The 21,534-nt window shown below is 34.5% G+C and carries 21 protein-coding genes and 1 riboswitch; of the genes, 10 read left to right on the top strand and 11 right to left on the bottom strand.

The window, feature by feature from the left end:
* Nucleotides 1-13: 13 nt before the first annotated feature.
* From GQ40_RS04575 to GQ40_RS04565, 3 genes are all read left to right on the top strand, one after another.
* Complete coding sequence (locus GQ40_RS04575) at nucleotides 14-583, top strand: Crp/Fnr family transcriptional regulator (protein ID WP_047551455.1); 570 nt, start codon at nucleotides 14-16, stop codon at nucleotides 581-583.
* 90 nt (nucleotides 584-673) lie between these two features.
* On the top strand, nucleotides 674-1,414 hold the full coding sequence (locus GQ40_RS04570; RefSeq protein ID WP_047551447.1) for an acyl-CoA desaturase: 741 nt from the start codon (nucleotides 674-676) through the stop codon (nucleotides 1,412-1,414).
* A gap of 133 nt (nucleotides 1,415-1,547) precedes the next feature.
* Nucleotides 1,548-2,180 carry an NAD(P)H-dependent oxidoreductase gene (locus tag GQ40_RS04565; protein ID WP_047546155.1) on the top strand — a complete coding sequence of 211 codons (633 nt, stop codon included), beginning with the start codon at nucleotides 1,548-1,550 and terminating at the stop codon, nucleotides 2,178-2,180.
* 77 nt (nucleotides 2,181-2,257) lie between these two features.
* Here GQ40_RS04565 and GQ40_RS04560 read toward each other — a convergent pair whose 3' ends face one another.
* A complete protein-coding gene (locus tag GQ40_RS04560; protein ID WP_047546153.1) occupies nucleotides 2,258-3,160 on the bottom strand; it encodes an EamA family transporter in 903 nt (300 codons plus the stop codon).
* Nucleotides 3,161-3,412: 252 nt separating this feature from the next.
* A riboswitch (TPP riboswitch) is annotated at nucleotides 3,413-3,507 on the top strand.
* A gap of 194 nt (nucleotides 3,508-3,701) precedes the next feature.
* Here GQ40_RS04560 and GQ40_RS04555 point away from each other — a divergent pair.
* The 4 genes from GQ40_RS04555 to GQ40_RS04540 all read left to right on the top strand — a co-directional run bounded on the left by GQ40_RS04555 (nucleotide 3,702) and on the right by GQ40_RS04540 (nucleotide 6,840).
* Complete coding sequence (locus tag GQ40_RS04555) at nucleotides 3,702-4,364, top strand: NAD(P)H-binding protein (RefSeq protein WP_047546152.1); 663 nt, start codon at nucleotides 3,702-3,704, stop codon at nucleotides 4,362-4,364.
* Nucleotides 4,365-4,374: 10 nt separating this feature from the next.
* Nucleotides 4,375-5,373 (top strand): NADP-dependent oxidoreductase, encoded by a 999-nt coding sequence (locus tag GQ40_RS04550; protein ID WP_047546150.1) that lies wholly within the window; start codon nucleotides 4,375-4,377, stop codon nucleotides 5,371-5,373.
* Nucleotides 5,374-5,455: 82 nt separating this feature from the next.
* Complete coding sequence (locus GQ40_RS04545; protein ID WP_047546148.1) at nucleotides 5,456-6,133, top strand: type 1 glutamine amidotransferase domain-containing protein; 678 nt, start codon at nucleotides 5,456-5,458, stop codon at nucleotides 6,131-6,133.
* Nucleotides 6,134-6,318: 185 nt separating this feature from the next.
* Nucleotides 6,319-6,840, top strand: a complete 522-nt coding sequence (locus GQ40_RS04540) for a 5' nucleotidase, NT5C type (protein WP_047546146.1) — start codon at nucleotides 6,319-6,321, stop codon at nucleotides 6,838-6,840.
* Between the two features lie 41 nt (nucleotides 6,841-6,881).
* Here GQ40_RS04540 and GQ40_RS04535 read toward each other — a convergent pair whose 3' ends face one another.
* The 3 genes from GQ40_RS04535 to GQ40_RS04525 form a co-directional block, all read right to left on the bottom strand.
* A complete protein-coding gene (locus GQ40_RS04535; protein ID WP_047546144.1) occupies nucleotides 6,882-7,322 on the bottom strand; it encodes a KTSC domain-containing protein in 441 nt (146 codons plus the stop codon).
* A gap of 223 nt (nucleotides 7,323-7,545) precedes the next feature.
* Nucleotides 7,546-10,041 carry an ABC transporter permease gene (locus GQ40_RS04530; RefSeq protein WP_047551444.1) on the bottom strand — a complete coding sequence of 832 codons (2,496 nt, stop codon included), beginning with the start codon at nucleotides 10,039-10,041 and terminating at the stop codon, nucleotides 7,546-7,548.
* 47 nt (nucleotides 10,042-10,088) lie between these two features.
* Nucleotides 10,089-10,784, bottom strand: coding sequence for an ABC transporter ATP-binding protein (locus GQ40_RS04525; RefSeq protein ID WP_047546142.1), 696 nt, complete (start codon nucleotides 10,782-10,784; stop codon nucleotides 10,089-10,091).
* A 26-nt stretch (nucleotides 10,785-10,810) separates the two neighbouring features.
* On the opposite strand from GQ40_RS04525, the gene GQ40_RS04520 reads away from it, so the two are divergent.
* Nucleotides 10,811-11,563, top strand: a complete 753-nt coding sequence (locus GQ40_RS04520; RefSeq protein WP_047546140.1) for an arylesterase — start codon at nucleotides 10,811-10,813, stop codon at nucleotides 11,561-11,563.
* Nucleotides 11,564-11,600: 37 nt separating this feature from the next.
* On the opposite strand, the gene GQ40_RS04515 is transcribed toward GQ40_RS04520, so the two are convergent.
* The gene (locus GQ40_RS04515; protein ID WP_047546138.1) at nucleotides 11,601-12,914 is read right to left on the bottom strand and encodes a DEAD/DEAH box helicase; all 1,314 of its coding nucleotides are present in this window, start codon (nucleotides 12,912-12,914) and stop codon (nucleotides 11,601-11,603) included.
* Between the two features lie 151 nt (nucleotides 12,915-13,065).
* Between GQ40_RS04515 and GQ40_RS04510 the strand changes: the two genes are divergently transcribed.
* Nucleotides 13,066-13,986 (top strand): glutaminase, encoded by a 921-nt coding sequence (locus tag GQ40_RS04510; RefSeq protein WP_047546136.1) that lies wholly within the window; start codon nucleotides 13,066-13,068, stop codon nucleotides 13,984-13,986.
* A 31-nt stretch (nucleotides 13,987-14,017) separates the two neighbouring features.
* Here the strand turns inward: GQ40_RS04510 and GQ40_RS04505 are convergent, their stop codons facing one another.
* The 6 genes from GQ40_RS04505 to GQ40_RS04480 form a co-directional block, all read right to left on the bottom strand.
* A complete protein-coding gene (locus GQ40_RS04505; protein ID WP_047546134.1) occupies nucleotides 14,018-15,061 on the bottom strand; it encodes a putative zinc-binding metallopeptidase in 1,044 nt (347 codons plus the stop codon).
* 44 nt (nucleotides 15,062-15,105) lie between these two features.
* Nucleotides 15,106-15,948, bottom strand: a complete 843-nt coding sequence (locus GQ40_RS04500; RefSeq protein WP_047546132.1) for a transglutaminase N-terminal domain-containing protein — start codon at nucleotides 15,946-15,948, stop codon at nucleotides 15,106-15,108.
* 46 nt (nucleotides 15,949-15,994) lie between these two features.
* Nucleotides 15,995-16,963, bottom strand: a complete 969-nt coding sequence (locus GQ40_RS04495) for an alpha-E domain-containing protein (RefSeq protein WP_047546130.1) — start codon at nucleotides 16,961-16,963, stop codon at nucleotides 15,995-15,997.
* 10 nt (nucleotides 16,964-16,973) lie between these two features.
* Nucleotides 16,974-18,410, bottom strand: a complete 1,437-nt coding sequence (locus GQ40_RS04490) for a circularly permuted type 2 ATP-grasp protein (protein ID WP_047546128.1) — start codon at nucleotides 18,408-18,410, stop codon at nucleotides 16,974-16,976.
* Between the two features lie 213 nt (nucleotides 18,411-18,623).
* On the bottom strand, nucleotides 18,624-19,289 hold the full coding sequence (locus GQ40_RS04485) for an FAD-binding oxidoreductase (RefSeq protein WP_047546126.1): 666 nt from the start codon (nucleotides 19,287-19,289) through the stop codon (nucleotides 18,624-18,626).
* Between the two features lie 46 nt (nucleotides 19,290-19,335).
* On the bottom strand, nucleotides 19,336-19,965 hold the full coding sequence (locus GQ40_RS04480; protein WP_047546124.1) for an SDR family oxidoreductase: 630 nt from the start codon (nucleotides 19,963-19,965) through the stop codon (nucleotides 19,336-19,338).
* A gap of 193 nt (nucleotides 19,966-20,158) precedes the next feature.
* On the opposite strand from GQ40_RS04480, the gene GQ40_RS04475 reads away from it, so the two are divergent.
* Nucleotides 20,159-21,496 carry an exonuclease domain-containing protein gene (locus GQ40_RS04475; protein ID WP_047546122.1) on the top strand — a complete coding sequence of 446 codons (1,338 nt, stop codon included), beginning with the start codon at nucleotides 20,159-20,161 and terminating at the stop codon, nucleotides 21,494-21,496.
* Nucleotides 21,497-21,534: the final 38 nt, after the last annotated feature.

Below are 21,534 nucleotides of genomic sequence, written 5' to 3'. Positions count from 1 at the left end.
TCCATTACAATTCGTGAAACAAATCAAAGCCTATCTAGATCAAATAGCTAACATTTCTGAAAAGGACTGGGCGTTTTTCACGTCTAAATTAAAACTTCAAGTCATTCCGAAGAAAACCATATTCTTAAAATCTGATGACATAGAACGTCACATTTCATTTATTGAATCTGGTGTGGTTCGCTTATACATTCCTAAAGATGATCCCGAAAAGGAAATCACATTTGGTTTTAGTTTTAAAAACCAATTTATAAGTGCCTACGATTCGTTTTTAACCCAAACACCGTCTGCCTATAATTTGCAAGCACTCTCTGAGACTACCCTTTTAAGCATCACATACCAAGACTTGCAAGATGTTTACGAACAAACCAAAATCGGTAATCTCATTGGCAGACTAACTGCGGAACGTTTGTTTTTAATCAAATCGAAACGCGAGCAAAACCTTCTTAATCTTTCTGCGGAAGAACGTTATTTAAAACTATTTAAGGAGCGTCCAGAGCTACTTAAAATCATTCCGCTAAAATATATTAGCTCTTATATTGGCGTGACAGCACAAGCGTTGAGCAGAATACGAAAACGTATTTAATAGTTAGAATTTTAAGAAAACCTTAAGTCTTTAATTGATTTGGGTTCATTGTTTGGCACGTATTATGCATTTACTTTTGTAAAAAAAGCTATGACAATTATCATTTTCGTTTTAGTGCTTTGGTATGGAGGTCTGTTTTTTCAGTCTTTCTTTTTACATCGCTACGCAGCGCATCAGGTTTTTACAATGTCTAAAACCATGGAGCGCATCACATTTATACTCACCTGGATTTTTCAAGGCTCAAGTTATTTGAGTGCTTATGGCTACGGAATTATGCATCGCATGCACCACGCTTACACAGATACAGAGGATGATCCTCATTCACCTTCCCACGATCCAAATGTGTTTGCAATGATGTGGAAAACCAAAAATATTTATCAAGACATCAATAAACAACGTATCCCTGTTGATGAGCGTTTTACCAAGAATGTCCCGCAATGGAAAGGCTTTGACCTTTTTGCAAGTTCACGAATTTCAAGAGTACTCTGGATAACAGGCTACATTTTATTCTTCGCCTTTTTTGTAACCGCATGGTGGCAATGGCTATTATTACCTATCACTTTTTTAATGGCTCCTATTCATGGTGTAATTATTAATTGGTTTGGTCATATTTACGGTTATGTGAATTTTAAGATGAAAAATACAAGTAAAAATTTATTTCGTTTTGACTTTTTAATGATGGGTGAAGGTTATCACAATAATCATCATAAGCATGCCAGCAGAGCTAATTTTGGTGTAAAATGGTATGAAATTGATGTCACTTATGTGATCATTAAGATCTTGGATGCTTTTGGCTTGATCAAGTTAAAGCCCTTAAGAATTAAATCTTAATTTTTTATTTTTTCGATCCCGATAGTTATCGGGATCAATCATTGAAAATATCTATCAATGAGGATCAAATCTCTATCATAAAATATAATTGCAAGTCTTGAATTATCATACTTTTGAGTACAAAACAAAAGATATGGAATTATTAGATAAACTACATTGGAGATATGCTGCAAAAGCGATGAATGGTCAAGCAGTATCTCAAGATAAGATTGATAACATTATTGAAGCTGCACGTTTGGCTCCTACTTCAAGCGGATTGCAGCCATTTGAAATAATGGTGATTACAAACCAGGAACTAAAAGAAAAAATTAGACCTGTCGCATGGGATCAATCTGTTGTTACTGAGTGTTCGCATTTACTCGTTTTTGCAGCTTGGGATCATTACACCAAAGACCGGATCAATTATATGTTTGATTTGACCAATGAGATTCGAGGTTTTAAAAACGAAGGCTGGGAGAATTATAGGCAACAACTATTAAATACATATCCACAGCAAGACCCAGAAGAGAACTTTAAACATGCTTCAAAGCAAGCGTATATTGCTTTAGGTATGGCAATGGTCGCAGCAGCTTACGAAAAAGTAGATTGCACACCTATGGAAGGTTTTAGCGCAGATAAAGTAGATGAGATTTTAGAATTAAGAGAGAAAGGATTGCGAAGTGCTGTTTTACTGCCAATAGGTTACAGAGCACCAGAAGACGATTGGTTAGTCGATTTGGTCAAGGTTAGAAAACCAACTGAAGATTTAATAACTGAATTGAAATAATTTAGCCAAAATTTACAAGAAAAAGCTGATGCATTATAAAATGTGTTGGCTTTTTTATATCTACAAAATCAAATTTATTATTTTGGGATATCCCTTTTTCGAGAGGTTATAAAATAGACACCAGTCAATAAAACAGCAGCAGCAACAATAGACTGTGTGCTTAAAGTCTCATCCAACACATACCATCCCAAAATCATCGCTACAATGGGATTCACGTAGGCTGATGTTGAAACTTTTTCCGTAGAAACTTGCTTTAAAAGATAATTAAAGGCGGTAAATGCGCCAATGCTCCCAAAAGTAATTAAAGCCAACATAGCCAATTGTACTTTAGGGCTCCAGGTTGAAGGCGAACTCCACTCCTCGCCTAAAGATAAACTCGTTATAGCCAATAAAATACTGGCAATTGCCATTTGATACCCAGTACTCACCAGGTAATTTTTTGGTACATCTGCTTTGGCAACAAAAACGCTAGCAAAGCTCCAGCCCAATACACAAGTGAAAATCATAAATATACCTAAAAGTGTTTCTTCATTTGTTACTAATTCTTGCTGGCTTACCAATAGGTACATTCCAACAACGCCAAGGGCAACACCAATTAGTGATTTCGGTTTCATCTTTTTATTATCCATCAATCGCATAAGCAATAGCACAAATAGTGGCTGTGTTGATGCCAGTAAGGCACCAAACCCACTATCTACATATTTTAATGCCCAAACGAAAACACCATTTCCATACACTAAAAATAAAAACCCAACTAACGTAGAATTTAGCAGTTGCTTTTTTGTGATCTTAAGACTGTACTTAAGGGATTTTGCAATACCAAAAATTAAAACACTTGCAATAGAAAATCTAACTGCAGCCAAAAATAATGGTGGTAACTCAGTAACCGAGATTTTATTAAGTAAATACGTAGAACCCCAAATTAAGTAAATAGCAACAAAAGCTATGATAATTAAGGTTTTAGTCGTTGGCTTTTGCATATTTGGTTTAACACTATCTATTTTAATATAGATGATTTAAATCTGGGCAAATATACTTTATAATTACATGTCAAATTTTTAAAATGGAAATCATTTTAAAGTATTAAAATTTCGGAAGTCATTAAGAAAAGAGACATTGGCCATTTATAATCTTTATGCATATTATTTTGATAAATAGTGTAACCTATAATTTCTCGAATGCCAAAGATTTGTTAAAGATTTTACTATTTTGTGATTTATAACTATCTTTAAATATCAAGATTGGGGTGCTTAAGTTAAACAGCTGAAAATATACCCATTGAACTTCGTAGGATAATGCCAACTGAAGGAATCATGATACTAAAGGGAATTAAGATACAATATCTTTTAATTCCCTTTATTCATTATAACTTTTGGTTGCTTTTAAATTGTCTTAACGTTATTTTTATATGTTTCAGTTTATAGCATTTCATTTACCTATTAATCTACCTCTATTTCTTTGATGCCTTAAAAAGGATATAGCTTCTTTGTACTATTTAGTAATGCTAGAGTATAAATTTATATGAACAAAACAGCAATTATATTAGGAGCCACAGGACTTACGGGAAGCTGTGTGCTAAAAAAACTAAGTGTTGACGACCGTTACAGTTCTATAAAACTGTTTTCAAGGTCTAAAATTAAAGATGTATATCCTAAAGTATCACAGTACATAGGAGACCTTTTAAATATTGAGCAATTTAAAGATGAATTTACTGCAGATGAAGTGTTTTGCTGTATAGGCACAACCAAAGCAAAAACTCCAAATAAAGAACTTTACAAAAAGATTGATTGTGGGATTCCTGTAGCTGCTGCAGCGCTTGCTAAAAAAAATGGAATACACACCTTTCTAGTAATATCTGCTTTAGGAGCTGACGCATCAAGTAGCACGTTTTACACTAAAATCAAAGGTCAAATGGAAGAAGGTGTTTTGGATGAACTTATTGAATTCACTTATATTTTAAGACCATCACTAATTGGTGGTGATAGAGACGAAAAAAGAACGTTGGAAAAGATTGGTTTATCGGTTTTAAAATTAGTTCAGCCATTATTTTTTGGACCACTTAGGGCCTACAAAATCAATGAGGCAGAAACTATAGCCAATACCATGATTTATTTAGCCAATACAAAAGAAAAAAATGCGGTTGTCGTGACTTCACAACAAATTAATACGTTAGGAAAAAATTAAAATCAAACACATGATACATACTATTTTATTAAAACATAGACCAAAAGGAAAGCCCTCAATTTCAGATTTTGAATTCATAAAAGAAGATAAAGAGCTTACAATTACAGACGGTGAAATGCTCTTAGAAACGCTTTACGTTTCAGTAGATCCTTATTTAAGAGGAAGAATGAGCGACGCAAAATCGTATGTGGAACCTTTTGAATTGGATAAACCTATTCATTCTGGTATTATCGCTAAAGTAATTGAATCTAAAAATGAAAAATTCAGTGAAGGTGATTACGTATCTGGAAGATTAGATTGGAAAACAAAACAAGTTTCAAAAGGTGAAGAACTTCATAAAGTAGATCCATCAAAAGCAGATTTAAGTGCCTATTTGGGTATTTTAGGTATGACAGGTTTAACAGCCTATTTAGGTTTAACCGAAATTGGAAAGCCCAAAGAAGGAGAAACATTAGTGGTCTCTGGTGCTGCAGGAGCTGTGGGTAGTGTTGTTGGACAAATTGGAAAAATTCTTGGATTAAGAGTCATTGGCATTGCAGGAACAGATGAAAAAATAGACATGCTAAAATCTAAATTTGGCTTTGATGCAGGTATCAATTACAAAACAACTAACGATATGAAAGCTGCCATAAAAGAAGCAGCACCAAATGGTGTTGATGTCTATTTTGACAATGTTGGAGGTGAAATTTCTGATGCTGTATTATTCAACATCAACAAATTTGCGAGAACAATTAATTGTGGTGCCATTGCGGTTTACAATAATACAGAGGTTCCAACTAGTGTTAGTGTTCGTCCGTTTTTAATTAAGAACAGCGCATTGATGCAAGGATTTATTGTTTCTAATTTTGAAGATAAATTTCCAGATGCCATCAAACAACTATCCACATGGCTTGGAGATGGAAAACTAACTTATTCTGAAACTATTGTTGAGGGATTTGAGAATATTCCGCAGGCATTTATTGATTTATTCGACGGAAAAAACAAAGGAAAAATGGTAGTTAAGGTTTAACTACTCTTGTAATAATAAAAAAGAGATTATCCCTTCTGAAATAATTTCAGAAGAAGAAAAACAAACAAAAAAACATAAAACAATGAACGTATTATTCGTACTAACATCTCACGACAAACTAGGAGATACAGGCAAAAAAACAGGATTTTGGGTAGAGGAATTCGCAAACCCGTATTACACACTTTTAGATAAAGGCGCACATATCACTATTGCAACACCAAAAGGTGGTAAAGCACCAATTGACCCAAGTAGCGATTCACCAGATGCAGCTACAGACGCTACAAAACGTTTTGACAAAGACGAAGAAGCTCAAAAACGTATTGAAAACACAAAAGTTCTTGCAAATATGAATCCAGACGATTTTGATGCAGTATTTTATCCAGGTGGTCACGGTCCGTTATGGGATTTGGCAGAAGATTCAAAATCTATTGCTCTTATTGAGAATTTCAATAGACAAAATAAACCAGTTGCTTTTGTGTGTCATGCACCAGCAGCATTGAAAAATGTGAAAGACACAGATGGTAATCCATTAGTGAAAGGTAAAAAAGTAACTGGATTTACAAATTCTGAAGAAGAAGCAGTCGGTCTAAAAGATGTTGTTCCTTTTTTGGTAGAAGATATGCTTAAAAACAATGGAGGCATCTATTCTAAAAAAGAAGATTGGGCGGTTTATGCTCTAAAAGATGGAAATCTTATTACCGGACAAAACCCAGCATCATCAGAGAAAGTTGCTGAAATGCTTTTGGATAGTTTAAAATAGACTAAAAATAATATCATTTCTAAAGCCCGTAAAATTTAAAGTTTCGGGCTTTTTATTTTATATAGTTTGAGGTTTTGTGAATTATAAAAATGTCAGAAGATCTCAAAACATTAAATAAATATTAAATATCACGTCACTTTTTGGCTATTGACTCAATTATTAAGTACTTCGCAAAAAAGAAAACAATGACAATATTTGTAGATATGGACGATGTGTTGGCAGACACATATGGCAAACACATTGAGTTATATAACCAAGAACATAAAAAAGAACTATCATTAAGTCACATCACGTCTGGTGAGGTGTGGCAAAATGTACCAGAAACGTATCAAGGAAGTATTAGAGATCACGTTAACCAACTTGGTTTTTTCCGTGATTTGGAGCCTATAAAAGATAGTATTGAGGTGATGCGAAAATTATGTGACAAGCACGACGTGTATATCGCAACCGCAGCTACACAATTTCCAGATTCACTAAAAGAAAAGAGCGAATGGTTGGATGAACACTTTCCGTTTATAGACTGGCAACATCGCATTATGTGCGGTCATAAATTCATCTTGAGAGGTGATGTATTGATTGATGACCGAACGTATAATTTAGAGAATTTCATAGGAGAAACCCTACTGTTCACATCCCCTCATAATATAAATGATTCCGGATATGAAAGAGTATCCACTTGGTTGGAAATCGAAGAACGCCTTTTATAAGTCGATAAAAAATCTCTAAATAAAAGCAGCCACTCTCCTATTTACAATACTTTTTTCGATTGACGATAAACGTAATTAGGGTAAATGGCACGCTTTGCAAACCTGTTGATTTTACCGCTATTGATCATTTTGATAAATACTTGTTTGGTCACCCCAAAATATTCGTAAACAGAACCATCCATAAAAGTGATTTCCAGTAATAATCCCTTATGCTGGTAATCGGCAATACCAGAATTGGTAATCGTTTCGGTGTAGGCCTCAAGGTTTGCAGCAATCGTTTCGGGAGCGATACTCACCAAAAAATGGTAACCATCAATAATTTGCCTGCTTTGAATTTCAGCCTCTTCCTGTAGTTCGTGTCCGTTTTGAAATTTATCAGGATGCCATTCCTTCACCAAATCACGATAACTCTTTTTAAGCGTTTTCAATTCGATGTCGTTTTCAACTCCAAAGAGTTTTTTATATTGATTTATGCGTTTCATTTCCAATCTATTTTGAGCGCGCGAAAGTACGATGTATTATTAAATGAACAACTATACTTTTAGACTAAAAATCAAACTATTTTAATGAGGCTCAACTTTAGGTTGTTTCCTTCGGAAATTGGAAACCAAGTCTTACAGTGATTACCATTAAAATTCAATGATGTTCAGGTTTGAAATCTTGCACATTTCCGAAGAAAGAATATCTATAAAATTATTTAAGCCACTACCCTTCTCGTCTCAAAACCTCTAAAGGAGAACTTCGCAAAACGGTTTGAATGTTGCTCAATCCAATAATGACAACCAGCAAACTAATGCCTGGTAGAAACACCAAAAAAGGAATTATGGATGGCACAAAAGGTTCGTTGAAAACTAAAAGTGCCAAACCTAGACTGCCAATTAAAGCCAGTAGAATCCCAACCAAACTGCCAAGTACGCCCAAAAAGAGGTATTCTAGAGCAGAGATTTTTAAAATCTGTTTGTTTTGTGCTCCTAATGTTCGCAAAAGCACACATTCCTTGATGCGTTGGTATTTGCTGGTTCTTACAGATCCAATTAACACTATAATACCTGTGAGAATGCTAAAAAACGCCATGAAATTGATGATCCATGAGACTTTATCTAAAATATCCTCGACAACCGTATACACTTGTCTTAAGTCAATCACAGTAACATTTGGAAAGTTAGAAACCAATTCACGTTGTAATTTTGCCGATTCTTTTTCATTTGGAACTGCTGTGGAAATAACATTAAATTGTGGCGCTTGCTCTAAAACACCTTTTGGAAAAAGTACCGTGAAATTAGGTTTTATTTGCGCCCAATCCACTGCCCTAATGCTTCCCACTTTGGTTTCCATAAGTACGCCTTGCACATTAAAAACGATCTCGTCTCCAACATTCAATTTAGCATCAGACGCTAAATTATCTGATAACGAAATGGGAATTGCTCCATTTGTATTTGCCTCTGGTGTCCATTCTCCTGCTGTAATTTCTTCGGAAGTTGTGAGATGATCGCGATACGTAGTTCTAAATTCATGATTCAAAACCCAACCTCTAATTTGTCGTGTAGAATCTTGACGTATGTTGTTGACAAATTGATTTTTAATACTGTGAATGCGCATGGTCACAATTGGGATATTATCCAAAACCGGTAATTCAAGATGTTGTATTTGCTTTTCGACAGCTTCTCTTTGATCTGTTTGCACATCCAGAATTATGATGTTCGCAGAATCTGCTGTTTGTGCAACTTCAGTTTTAGATAATAAAATATCTTTTGTGAAATACAAAGTACTGATTAAAAATGTCCCTAAGCCAATGGCAACAACCAATACAACGGTTTGATTGTTGGGTCTGAATAAATTTAACAAACTTAGGCGAGCAGCAAAGCCAAAACGTTTTGGGAAAAATCTGCGGATGAATTTCATTGATAACAACGCAATTCCCGCTAAAATACCGAAGGTTACAGATGTCGCCAATACAAATCCTAAAGCATATTTTAAATCTTCTAACAATGTGTAAGAAAACACTAGTAGAAATATTAAAATAGCGCCACCAACTATAAACTGCGCTCTTTTTGAGCTTCTTGACGTACTTTCACCAACACGCAAAACCTCCAAAGGTGATACGTACCACGTATTGATCAATGGCAGTAAAGCGAATAATACAGACATGAACAAACCAAGAAGTACACCAACAAAAACAGGTAGAAAGGAAATACTAATCTCAACCGTAAACGGTAAAAACGATTGTAATAGATACGGAAATAACTCTTGCAAACCAATACCAATAAGAGAACCTATCAAACCTCCAACAATCCCAATCCCTGAAATTTGAATTAGAAAAATCAAGAAACTTTGCTTTCTCGATGCTCCCATACATTTTAAGACTGCAATCGACTTTAATTTTTCTTTGATATAAATATGTACAGAGCTCGCTATCCCAATACAACCCAATAACAAGGCTATAAAAGCAGCTAAGTTTAAAAATTTGCCTACATTTTCATAGCGTCTTCCCAACCGTCTGCTGGTGCTCGTATGTGTATCTAAATCGGCATTTTCCAAATCGAGTTTAGGCTCCATTATCTCTTCAAAAGCAGCAAGATCAAAATCATTACTCGTTTTATAGAAATATTGATATTCCTTTCTGCTTCCAAATTGTATAAGCTCTGTATCTTCAATATATCGATACGGAATCACAATTGGAGGTGCTACAGAACTGGAAATCGCATTGCTTCCAGGAATCGATTTTAACGCACCAACAATAGGCAAAGTCAGCTCACCAATTTTAATAGAGTCACCTACTTTATTATTAAACTGAAGTAATAAAGTGGCATCAACCAACGCTCCACCTAAGTCTTGGTAACTCATTGCAGCTGTGACAGGTTGTGTGTTCATTTTTCCGTAGAAAGGAAAAGCTCCTTCAATGCCTCTAACCTTTACTAATTTAGTACCGCCATTTTTTGGAAACGCTATCATGGAAACAAAATTCACTTCTTGAGCATTTGGCTTAAGAGAGTCAATAATCTGTTGCGCACGTTCTGTAGGTTCTTGCCTAGAATCGATGATATAATCAGCACCCATTAACACTTTAGATTGACGCTGGATATTGTCTTTTAAGTTGGTACTAAACAATTGAATGGATACAACAGCTGCGATACCCAAAACGATAGAACTCATAAATAATAACAAACGCACCTTACTTGCTTTGGCATCACGCCAAGCCATTTTGAAGAGCCATTTTGTAGTTTGATTCATAGTAATTTACACTCTTATTATTCTACGGAAGTAGGTTGATTGGTTAAAATTTGTCCGCCTTTTAAACGCAGTATTTGCTGTGTTCGGTTCGCGAGATCTAAATCATGGGAAATAATAACTAAAGTTGTACCTGCTTCTTTATTAAGATCAAACAATAATTTGATGACCTTTTCGCCAGTTTCTTCATCCAGGTTTCCTGTTGGCTCATCTGCAAACAAAATGGATGGTCTATTTGCAAAAGCTCTCGCTAATGCAACACGTTGTTGCTCACCTCCAGATAATTGTGAGGGATAATGATGCACACGATCTGCCAAGCCCACTTTATCCAGTAATTCTAAACTGCGTTTTACTGCATCTTTAGCGCCTTGAAGTTCTAATGGAACACTCACGTTTTCTAAAGCTGTAAGTGTTGGCAATAATTGAAAATTCTGAAATATAAAACCGACTTCCTTGTTTCGTAATTGTGCTCGCTGGTCCTCATTTAATGAGCTTAAATCTTGACCGCATAATTCTACGCTCCCAGCATTTGGTTCGTCTAATCCAGCACATAAGCCGAGTAAGGTTGTTTTACCGCTTCCAGATGGACCAACGATTGAGAATGTTTGTCCGCGATCTACATCAAACGAGATGTCCTTTAAAACCGTTAATTCTTTGTTACCGCTGGTATAAGTTTTCTCTAAACCAGTAATCTTTAATATCTTTGGTGTATTCATTTAAATAAATTTGACAGCTTACATCTATGGTTCAACATAATCAATTTCCTGCAAAGTTACCGACTTCATTTGGAGATACATTCTTAAAGTTTTGTTATATTATTTTAGCGGTTTTGCTGTTTTCCTGCGGAAATGGGAATTCAAAACAAACAACAGAAACTACTGAAAATGCAGATAATTCTGAAAACAAAGAACAAACCGAAACTGCAAGCACAACCACCAAAACCATTCTGTGTTTTGGAGATAGCATTACTGCAGGTTATGGTTTAGACGATACCGACGATGCTTATCCTGCTTTACTTCAGGAGAAAATAGATGCTTTAGGTTTGAATTATACGGTTATTAATTCTGGATTAAGCGGAGAAACAACTGCAGGTGGAAAAAGTAGAATCGATTGGATCTTAAAACAAGATATCGCCATTTTTCTATTAGAACTTGGTGCGAACGATGGATTGCGAGGTGTCGCATTATCTGAAACACGAGCTAATTTACAAGCCATTATAGATGTTGTAAAGCAAAAAAGTGAAGACACAAAAATAATTTTAGCTGGTATGCAATTACCTCCTAATATGGGACAGGATTACACAACAGAGTTCAAGGACATGTATTCCGAATTAGCAGAAAAAAATGATTTAGAATTTATCCCGTTTATTTTAAAAGATGTTGGTGGCATCGCAGAACTTAACCAAAATGATGGCATTCACCCTACAGAAAAAGGACATAAGATTGTAGCCAATACGGTTTGGGAGGTTTTAGGACCTTTGGTGCGTGATAACTAGTTGAGTTTAAATCATCAATATTTCCGAAGAAAGAAAACTAAAGCACATAAATACGTACCTTCTTCTTTTTCAATTTGCTATTATTTAAAGACCCAACCAATTGATCTGCCAAAGCCAATGGAACTGCAACATAAGCACAATCGGGTTTTAGTTCAATGGTGCCTAACTGCTCCTTTTTTAGTCCGCCTTGTTTAAAAAACAAACCTGCGATATCGCCTTTTGAGATTTTATCTCGTCTACCTCCAGAAATGAACAGGGTTTCCCAATATTGCTTTTTATGTGGTGCTTTTTCCGAGATGCCAATGGGCTCTGTGTATTCAATAAAATCGGGTAACAGTTGATCTTTCCATTTGATTACGTATGCAGTACCTGTAGCATTTACACGAGCTGTTCTTCCGTTTCTATGAATGAACTCTTCTTCGTGAATAGGTAATTCATAATGGATGATGAATTTCATTTCTGGAATGTCTATACCTCGTGCAGCCAAATCTGTAGCAACGAGCAACTGACTTGTTCCATTCCTGAATTTTATAAGTGCCTGTTCCCGATCTCTCTGCTCCATGCCTCCTGAAAAACAAGCATGAACAATATTATTTTTCCGAAGAAAAACACTTACATCATCAATGCTTTCTCTAAAATTACAGAATATAATTCCTGGCTCATTCCCAATGTGCTTTAATAGTTCTATGAGACTGTGCAGTTTGTTTTTATCTTGTGAGATGACTATTTTGATTGCCAATCGCGATTCAGTTTTTTTGTGAAGATAATTCACAATTTTCGGGTTGTCCAATCCAACAAATATAGGAACATCAACTGCTTGTGTTGCAGAGGTTAAAATACGCTTACTTAAATTAGGAAGATAATATAGAATAGCTTTCATTTCTTCTTCAAAACCATTCTCCAAAGACTTATCAAACTCATCTAAAATAAGCGTTTTAAAGCCTGCTTTAGAAAACCGTTCATTATCAAAATGATCTAGAATTCTTCCTGGTGTACCAACTAAAATGGCTGGATTATGTTTTAGCTCAATTTTATCTTTAGACATTGGCTTGCCTCCATAAACCGCATTCACTTTGTAGCCCGAGCCCATTGAACGAATCACTTGTTCTATCTGGATTGCCAATTCTCGTGATGGTACGATAATCAATGCTTGGATGTTGGTATCATCTGGATCTAAAAGATCTAAAAGTGGTAATGCGAATGCTAAGGTTTTTCCTGTTCCTGTAGGTGACAAAATGATGGTATTTGGAGATTTTTCTATAACCGCAATGGCTTCTTCCTGCATAGGATTTAAAGACTCAATTTCTAATTTATCTAAAATATCACGCTGATTTTTAATCTCGTTAGCCATTTTTTATTTGTTTAATCTTCTGTAGGTTTGGATTATTGATTTCAGCAAAGATAATCGTCTTTTGTTGATGCAGGCTATTTTCAAAAATCATAATACACTAAGTTCAAATTTAATCCTAACTTAGACCTATTAAACTTCATTAATTCCATACATGAAAACTACCTATAAAAACATCATAGAAAATGCCTATAACCTTACCAAGTCTCTAGAGAATTCTGGTAAATTGGCAACATATATCCCAGAATTAGCAAATGTAAATCCTTCAAATCTTGGAGTTCATATGACGACACTTGATGGCACTCATTTTGGGATGGGTAATCATCAAGATAAATTCTCTATTCAAAGTATTGCCAAGGTATTATCATTAACATTGGCGGTCAAGCTCATTGGTGACAAGGTTTGGCAGCGTATTGATGTGGAGCCCTCGGGTACAAAATTTGACTCTCTTTTACTTTTGGAAACCTATAAAGGTATTCCGCGAAATCCTTTTGTAAATTCTGGAGCCATTGTTATTTGCGACATCTTATTAACATATTGTAAAAATGCTAAGATCGAGTTTCTCGAGTTTGTTAGGGATTTGAGTGATATTCCAGATCTTAATTATTCTGATGAGATAGCTGATTCTGAAAAAGCAACTGGTTATAGAAACGTTGCGTTATGTAATTTTATTAAATCCTTCGGAAATATCAAAAATGAACCAGTAGATGTGCTTGATTTCTATTTTGATATGTGTTCAATAGAAATGACGTGTCAACAACTATCTCAAACCTTTACATTTCTGGCAAATGGCGGAATTAAGATAAGTGACGGAAAAAAAATAATTTCAAAAAGCAAATGTAAACGTATCAATGCACTTATGCTTACTTGTGGGTTTTACGATGAGTCCGGAGAATTTGCCTTCAAAGTTGGCCTTCCAGGAAAAAGTGGTGTTGGTGGTGGTATTGTAGCTCTATATCCTCATAATTATGCTATTGCGGTTTGGAGTCCGAAATTAAATCCTAACGGAAATTCCTTTAGAGGCATGAGACTATTGGAAGAAGTGACGACTCACTCTGAGTTGAGTATCTTTTAGTTTCTAAATTTCCGAAGAAAAAAATACCCAATTAACGCTTTGAAAGCAACAGGCTGTGAATAAATTTCATTTTAGAAATCACTGCTGGTGTAATCACAAACGGATATACGTCTGGAATTCCCATTGCTCGATTAATACTATTGACCGCAAAGGATAATGGCATACATTTTTTAATAATTGCATCAAAATTTTTAATGGTATAAGGGTCTAAAGACACTTTAGTTTTTGTGCTGCGTTTGATCCCTAAAGGTTTCACATTAATTCTAAAAAAATATGCGGTTTCAACCATATCCATGATATGCAAATAGTGAGCCCAAGTCTCTGCCCAATCTTCCCAGGCATGTGACGTTGCATATTTACTTATGTATGACTTTTGCCAATCTTTTGGTGCTCCGTTTTTGTAATAAGCTTGCAATGCATCACCATAATTTTCTCTTTCATCACCAAAAATTGCTCTAAATTCATCTAAAACCTGTGGATTGGTATTGACCAAACGATCCCAAAAGTAATGTCCAACCTCATGTCTTAAATGCCCAACTAGTGTGCGATACGATTCTAAAAACTGCTTTCGCATTTGTTCTCTTTTTACAGAATCTGCCTCACGCAGTAAAATTGTAATTACACCATTGGCATGACCAGTCATTAGGCTCGGGTCTTGTTCTTGCTCAACAAAATCAAAGCATAAACCTTCTTCAGATTTCATTTTGCTTGGCAGTGGTAAGCCAATTTTTTGAAGCTGATAAATCAATCTATGTTTGGCGATCTCCAAGTCTTTCCAATTTTGAAAATTGTTGACATCGGTAAGATTTGGGATGGTACGATTTAATTGGCAAGCGTTGCAGTACTCTTCGGGACTGTTTTCTTCAATAATCCAATTGCAAACGTTATACGTTTTATTTTTACAATATTTATATGCAATACGCTCTTTATCAGATACTAGAGATTTACTTTTAGTGTTAAAAGTGAGCATTTTTCGATCTTTATCTCTGTAACCGGTTAGATGTCCACAATTATCACACGTATAGTTTTCAAAAAACACTGCGTGGTTGCAATTGTTACATTCAAATACTTTCATCTATCATATTGATTATTTGCAAAGGGCAAATTACGACTATTTACTTATAATTTTTCAATAGAAAGTTGAGTAATTAATTTTGAATTTGCACTACCTCTTATTCCTCCAGAAACAGGCATTGTATTTTCAAAATAAGCGCTTGAAGCGATAGGGAAATGCGTGTTTCCTGTAAATATACCGTGACTTGGATCGAGACCTAGCCAACCAGTTCCTGGTAAATAAGTTTCTACCCAAGCGTGAAGTTCATAAGCTGGTTTCTCCATATCAAAATAGTAATAACCGCTAACAAAACGTGATGCAAATCCTAAATGTCTAAGAATGTGTATTTGCATCCAGGCCAAATCACGACAAGACCCTGTTTTTAATTGAAATGTTTTATCTGGATCTAAGGGCTCACCTTCTTCTCTGTACTCTACGGTGAAATCATCGTGCAGTTTATTGGTAAGATTGCTTAAAAACGAAATGGTATTGAAGTTCGATTTTTCTAAAATATCATTTGAATACACCAAAAGATGTTTTGAAATAGAAACAGTTTTCAAAGCTGAAGATAGCAATATCTTCAACTGTGGGTTGTATTCAAAAGGGACTGTATTATATTGCTGTGGTTCTATTATAAAATCAAATGGATTATAGCTTGTCGTTTGAAGTGTGCTTTTTGAAGTAATTGTTAATTTTTTGGTTAATCCCTCAAACCAGCAAAAATCGATTACATTATTTTCAGAGTCTCGATTTACTTTATGTCCTGCCGGTTTTGGTTCTATTTCTATTGAAAAATCGCTTACACTAATAAAAGAAGTACTTACTGGTCTAAATCTTAAATAATGAGGTTCTATAAATACTTCTGAATCAAAAACATATTCTGTAGTGTGAGTAATTTTGAATGTCATTTACTATTTTATTAGGCACTGTTTTTTTTCTTCCGAAGTAAAATTTTTATTGAGATTGGCTTTGTGATTGCTCTTCAATAGCAAAAAACGAATTGTAGATTGCTGATGAAATAGCGTTTAATTTTATTTGAATGTCATCAAGATATTCATGCATTCCTTGATTGATAATGTCATTAATATCTGCATATTCCAATTGTGATTTTAGAATGCCTAATTTCTTTTGTGCATTGTTACTAAATCGTACAGAATTACCTGATAATGTAATCAAACATTGTTCTGCATTAAGCAAACATGCCAATATTGACCTTGGGAATTCGGTATCAAGAATCAAAAATTCTGCTATGCCAGAAGATGTTAGTTTTCCTTTCTTTTTGCGATACATATCATAAGCGCTCACCGATTTTAAAAGTGCAGCCCACTGTATTAGATCTAGTGATGAACCTACTAATTCTGGCGATTGTAGGAGCAAGTGATACTTGGCGTCTAACACTCGTGAAGTCTTATCTGCACGCTCGATAACTTGCCCTATTTTACCAAAGTGCCAACTGTCATTTCTTGATATGGTAGCGTCATACATACCATAAACCAACTGGCAACCGTTTTTTATTTGTGTGAAAAACGTTCTAAATTCACCATCTGTTGGGTTTTCATTATCAGCAACAGATTTTACTAAAAAATAAAGTGAATTGATCTGTTCCCAAACCTCTTTTGTGATTTCTGTTCTAACAGCTCTAGAGTTTTCCCTTGCGTTTAAAATACAGTTATAGATAGAATTTGGATTTTCTTTTTCAAATGCCAAAAAATGGATGACTTTTGATTTCTCAACAGTATCATTTAACGATTGGTATAATTCCCAGTCTCCTGTAATTACAACAAGCGGTTGCCACTGCTCAATTTCATTTGGTGGTAATTCTAAAGATAAATTATAATTGACATCCATAAATCGTGCGTAATTTTCTGCACGTTCAAGGTATCTATTCATCCAATATATTGTATTTGCTACTCTTCCTAACATAGTTTTAATTTTAGCTGTTTAATATCCAAGTATCCTTACTTCCTCCTCCTTGCGAAGAGTTGACCACAATAGATCCCTTTTTTAAAGCAACACGCGTTAGTGCTCCTGGAATTATCTTTATGTCATCGCCATATAATGCATACGGTCTCAAATCAACGTGACGACCTTCTATCGTATTATCTGTAATGGTTGGCACTCTAGATAAATTGATCATAGGTTGTGCAATATAATTTCGAGGATTTTGTTTGATTTTAGCAATGAACTCTTCCTGTTCTTTTTTAGTGGATTTTGGCCCAATAAGCATTCCATACCCACCAGAAGCATCGGTTTGTTTAACAACTAAATCATGAATGTTTTCAATAACATATTTTCTATCACTTTCTTCATCGCAAATGTATGTTTTGACGTTAGGCAAAATCATATCCTCACCTAAATAATATTTAATAATTTTAGGGATGTATGCGTAAACTGCTTTGTCATCAACAACTCCCGTTCCTGGTGCATTTACCAAAACCACATTCCCTTTTAGATATGCTCCAAATAAACCTGGAGTCCCTAACATAGAATTCTTATTGAATACCAAAGGATCAATAAAATCATCGTCAACACGACGGTAAATGACATCTACGCGTTCTAAACCATTCGTAGTTATCATATAGACAATATCATTTTTAACAATCAAATCCCTACCTTCAACTAACTCTGCTCCCATTTGTTGAGCTAAATAGGAATGTTCAAAATAGGCAGAATTGTAAATACCTGGTGTCAAAACCGCAACTGTTGGTTTATTTTTATCACTAAGGTATTCTAAAGTATCCCTCAACGTATGCGTATAATTATAAACAGGTTTGACTCCTAAAGTTTCAAATAACTCCGGAAATGTGCGTTTCAGGATTTCCCTGTTCTCCAGCATGTAAGATACGCCAGATGGACATCTCAAATTATCCTCTAGAACGTAATATTGACCGTCACCACCTTTGATTAAATCAGAACCTGTGATGTGGCACCAAATATCCTTTGGCGGTTTAAAACCTTGCAATTCTTTTAAATAGGAGACACTAGAAAAAATCATTTCCTTCGGAATAATCTTATCCTTAAACACTTTTTGATCATTATAAATATCCTGAATAAATAAGTTAAGCGCTTTGATTCGCTGTTGTAGGCCTTTTTCTAAATAAGTCCATTCTTCATTATTTATGATTCTAGGGATAATATCCAACGGTAAAATTCGCTCCACACCTTGATTGTCACTGTAGACATTAAATGTCATACCAAGAGATAATTGGGCTCGATCTGTTGCGTGTTGTAGTGTGTTTAATTTTTTCTGACTTAGGTTTGCTAGACGTTCTGAAAACAATTCATAGTTAGGCCTAACCTTGTTGTTTTCGTCAAACATTTCATCGTAGAAACCCTTGGTATCATAAGATGAGAAATCTAATTTTGGCATAGTAATAATTATAGTTTTTTATCAAAATACGACATTTAGCATGCATTTACTAATTAATAAATTTAGTTTATTACTTTGATAATTAAGTTGATAAATAATATGTATTTGAAAATAAAACTTTGAAAAAATTACAATTCAATAATTTTGTTCTACTTGGTAAAAGCTTCAATTACATGAGATGTGTTTAGAATAGCTTAAGTCTAAAAGGATGAATTAATCTTCAGTAACTAAAAGATCTTTTGAAAGTCCCATACGCCATAAATCAGATTTTATAGCATCCATCATTGGTGGTGGTCCACAGAGATATACCTGCTTTGTAGTATCTAAATTATATTTTTTCAATAAATTTTCATCAATATGACCATTATCGTAATCTTCAGTTTCTTCATTAGAAAGTGTCAAATGCAGATTAGAACCCAACCAAGCTTCAAGATTGTTTTTATAAATAATATCCTTTTCTTTATGGTTGCTAAAAAACAACTGGTTACCCTCTAGTTGATCTTTGTATTTTAAGTCTTTCAAAATAGATATAAACGGTGTGATGCCTGCACCACCTGCAATAAACGCACCTTTTCCTATATAATTTATGGCTCCCCAAGGATCTCCAATTAATAATTGATCGCTTACTTTTAGCGTCTCTATCTGCTCAGTTACGCCATCATGAGAAGGATAAATTTTAATTGTAAACTCCAACTCATCATCATTTGGTAAACTCGTAAATGTAAAAGGCCTTTTTTTTGTTTCCCAACCATTTTTATTTATGGATACCTCTGTGGCTTGTCCTGGAGTGAATGTATAATTTTTTGGCTTATCTGTAACTAAATGAACGACGTTGTGATTAATGTGCTCAATTTTTTTAATCGTTATTGTATGTTCCATATTTTGATTTTAAAGTATTAAAAGTTTTTCTTCGGAAATTGAATCATTAAGAAAAATCTTCTAAAGCTTTACCTATAAGCGTCTCACCTTTTAAAATTTCAAAAGTGACTTTATTAGGAGCATCATCATGCAAACTTCTCACTAAAGTCTGTGCCACATCCTCTCGGGAAATCTCCCCTCTTTTTTGTAATGATTTTGAGAGTTCAATTTTACCAGTTCCTTCATTATTATTTAAACTTCCAGGTCTTACAATTGTATAATTTAGGTTTGATGATTTTAGAAATTCATCTGCGTTATGCTTAGCTTTAAGATAATCTCTTAATTCTTCACTTTCTTCAGGATTATCAGCTCCCATAGAACTCAACATCACAAACTTTTTGACATTAGAATCCTGTGATGCCTTAATCATCTTCTTTGCACCTTCTTGATCAACAGCTTCTACTTTTTTTCCACCAGAACCTGCAGCAAAAATAACTTTATCAACACCTTTCAGAGTATGTGAAACATCTTTCTCTAAATCTCCCATAATCGTTTTTACATCGTGCGCTAGAAAATGTGCCTGTTGTTTTTCATTTCTAACCATAGCGATTGGCTCAAAATATTGAGACGATTTTAATAATTGTATAATTTTTTTTCCTGTAGTACCTGTGGCACCTGCAACTAATATATTTTCCATAATTTATTTTTCTTTAATATCAACATAATAAAGCTCTACTCTTAGTTATTTCAAAAAAATATTTAACTCATTCAATAGACGATGTACTTATTTTAAAACTAACAATAGACTTTGACACTACACGTTTTAACAAAAAAAATGATCAAATTTAGTATCTTGCAGATCGATAATTTAAAACTCAATTCATTCATAAATGACCTACACCATCATAGATGTTGAAACCACAGGAAAGGGAAATCGCATTACAGAAATTTCAATATTTAAATACGATGGCTCAACGGTAATTGATGAATTTACGACACTCGTAAATCCTCAAAGTATCATTCCCAGTCACATTACAGCGCTTACTGGTATTGATAATAAATTGGTGGCAGATGCTCCTCTTTTTGAGGATGTAGCGCAAAACATTCTTGATATTACCGAAGATTCCATTTTCGTAGCTCACAACGTTAATTTTGATTACAATGTAATTAGAGGGGAATTTCAACGTTTGGAAATTGCGTTCAACAGAAAAAAATTGTGTACCGTAAGATTATCAAGGAAATTGCTACCAGGATTTAGATCTTATAGCTTAGGTAAGCTATGTAAAGATTTAAAAATAAGTTTGGTAGATAGACATCGGGCTCGAGGTGACGCAGAAGCAACTGTAATTTTATTTGAAATGCTGTTAGCTCAACCAAATGCAGAAGACACCTTTAAAACCTTTTTGAATAAAAATTCCAGAGAGGCAACTTTACCTCCAAATTTACCAAAAGAAACTTTTGAAGCCTTACCCGTTACTCCAGGCATTTATTATTTTAAGGATAAAAAAGGAAAAATCATTTATGTAGGCAAAGCAAAAAATATTAAAAAGCGTGTTTTAAGCCATTTTTATAGTAAGACCAAAAAATCGCTAACAATGGTAAGGGAAACTCGGGATATAGATTTCGAAAAATCTGGAAGTGAGCTCATAGCTTTACTTATGGAAGATGCTGCAATCAAACACCACTTCCCTGTTTATAATAAAGTAGCGAAAAGAACCATCCAATCGTTTGCAATTTTTAATTATGAAGATAGAAACGGAATTATCCACCTCGCCTTTAATAAAGGGCGTTTGGTACCTAATCCTTTAATTACATTTTTCAACTTAAGGGATGTAAGATTATTTATGGAGCAAATTTGTACAAAGTTTAACTTATGTCCTAAGTATTGCCATTTGCAGGAATCTGTTTGGCAATGTTCACATTACACTATTACAGATTGCAAGGGGATTTGTAGAGATGAAGAATCCAGGGAAACATACAATGAGCGAGTCTTGGATGCGATGAGATCAATTTCCGAAGAAAAAAAGGATGTCATCATTAAAGAAAAAGGCAGAAACAAGGATGAAGAGGCGTTTATAATGATTAAAAAAGGTGAGTATTTGGGATATGGTTTTATTGACAGACAAGAGCAAATAAGCCATGTTGAGGAACTTGATAATTTTTTGATTAAGCAGAAAAACAATATGGATATCCAAAAAATTCTCAGACATCGTTTGTTAGAAGCATAGCATTATAAAAAAATTCGTGACCACTAAAGCCACGAACC

Source organism: Psychroserpens sp. Hel_I_66 (assembly GCF_000799465.1).
In the GTDB taxonomy this organism is placed as follows: domain Bacteria; phylum Bacteroidota; class Bacteroidia; order Flavobacteriales; family Flavobacteriaceae; genus Psychroserpens.
This window is presented reverse-complemented; position numbering and strand designations above follow the sequence as displayed.

Excerpts from the sequence above, each read along its gene's own strand:
- GQ40_RS04570 (WP_047551447.1), top strand. The coding sequence starts at position 674 with ATGACAATTATCATTTTCGTTTTAGTGCTTTGGTATGGAGGTCTGTTT.
- GQ40_RS04565 (WP_047546155.1), top strand. The coding sequence starts at position 1,548 with ATGGAATTATTAGATAAACTACATTGGAGATATGCTGCAAAAGCGATG.
- GQ40_RS04560 (WP_047546153.1), bottom strand. The coding sequence starts at position 3,160 with ATGCAAAAGCCAACGACTAAAACCTTAATTATCATAGCTTTTGTTGCT.
- GQ40_RS04555 (WP_047546152.1), top strand. The coding sequence starts at position 3,702 with ATGAACAAAACAGCAATTATATTAGGAGCCACAGGACTTACGGGAAGC.
- GQ40_RS04550 (WP_047546150.1), top strand. The coding sequence starts at position 4,375 with ATGATACATACTATTTTATTAAAACATAGACCAAAAGGAAAGCCCTCA.
- GQ40_RS04545 (WP_047546148.1), top strand. The coding sequence starts at position 5,456 with ATGAACGTATTATTCGTACTAACATCTCACGACAAACTAGGAGATACA.
- GQ40_RS04540 (WP_047546146.1), top strand. The coding sequence starts at position 6,319 with ATGACAATATTTGTAGATATGGACGATGTGTTGGCAGACACATATGGC.
- GQ40_RS04535 (WP_047546144.1), bottom strand. The coding sequence starts at position 7,322 with ATGAAACGCATAAATCAATATAAAAAACTCTTTGGAGTTGAAAACGAC.
- GQ40_RS04530 (WP_047551444.1), bottom strand. The coding sequence starts at position 10,041 with ATGGCTTGGCGTGATGCCAAAGCAAGTAAGGTGCGTTTGTTATTATTT.
- GQ40_RS04525 (WP_047546142.1), bottom strand. The coding sequence starts at position 10,784 with ATGAATACACCAAAGATATTAAAGATTACTGGTTTAGAGAAAACTTAT.
- GQ40_RS04520 (WP_047546140.1), top strand. The coding sequence starts at position 10,811 with ATGGTTCAACATAATCAATTTCCTGCAAAGTTACCGACTTCATTTGGA.
- GQ40_RS04515 (WP_047546138.1), bottom strand. The coding sequence starts at position 12,914 with ATGGCTAACGAGATTAAAAATCAGCGTGATATTTTAGATAAATTAGAA.
- GQ40_RS04510 (WP_047546136.1), top strand. The coding sequence starts at position 13,066 with ATGAAAACTACCTATAAAAACATCATAGAAAATGCCTATAACCTTACC.
- GQ40_RS04505 (WP_047546134.1), bottom strand. The coding sequence starts at position 15,061 with ATGAAAGTATTTGAATGTAACAATTGCAACCACGCAGTGTTTTTTGAA.
- GQ40_RS04500 (WP_047546132.1), bottom strand. The coding sequence starts at position 15,948 with ATGACATTCAAAATTACTCACACTACAGAATATGTTTTTGATTCAGAA.
- GQ40_RS04495 (WP_047546130.1), bottom strand. The coding sequence starts at position 16,963 with ATGTTAGGAAGAGTAGCAAATACAATATATTGGATGAATAGATACCTT.
- GQ40_RS04490 (WP_047546128.1), bottom strand. The coding sequence starts at position 18,410 with ATGCCAAAATTAGATTTCTCATCTTATGATACCAAGGGTTTCTACGAT.
- GQ40_RS04485 (WP_047546126.1), bottom strand. The coding sequence starts at position 19,289 with ATGGAACATACAATAACGATTAAAAAAATTGAGCACATTAATCACAAC.
- GQ40_RS04480 (WP_047546124.1), bottom strand. The coding sequence starts at position 19,965 with ATGGAAAATATATTAGTTGCAGGTGCCACAGGTACTACAGGAAAAAAA.
- GQ40_RS04475 (WP_047546122.1), top strand. The coding sequence starts at position 20,159 with ATGACCTACACCATCATAGATGTTGAAACCACAGGAAAGGGAAATCGC.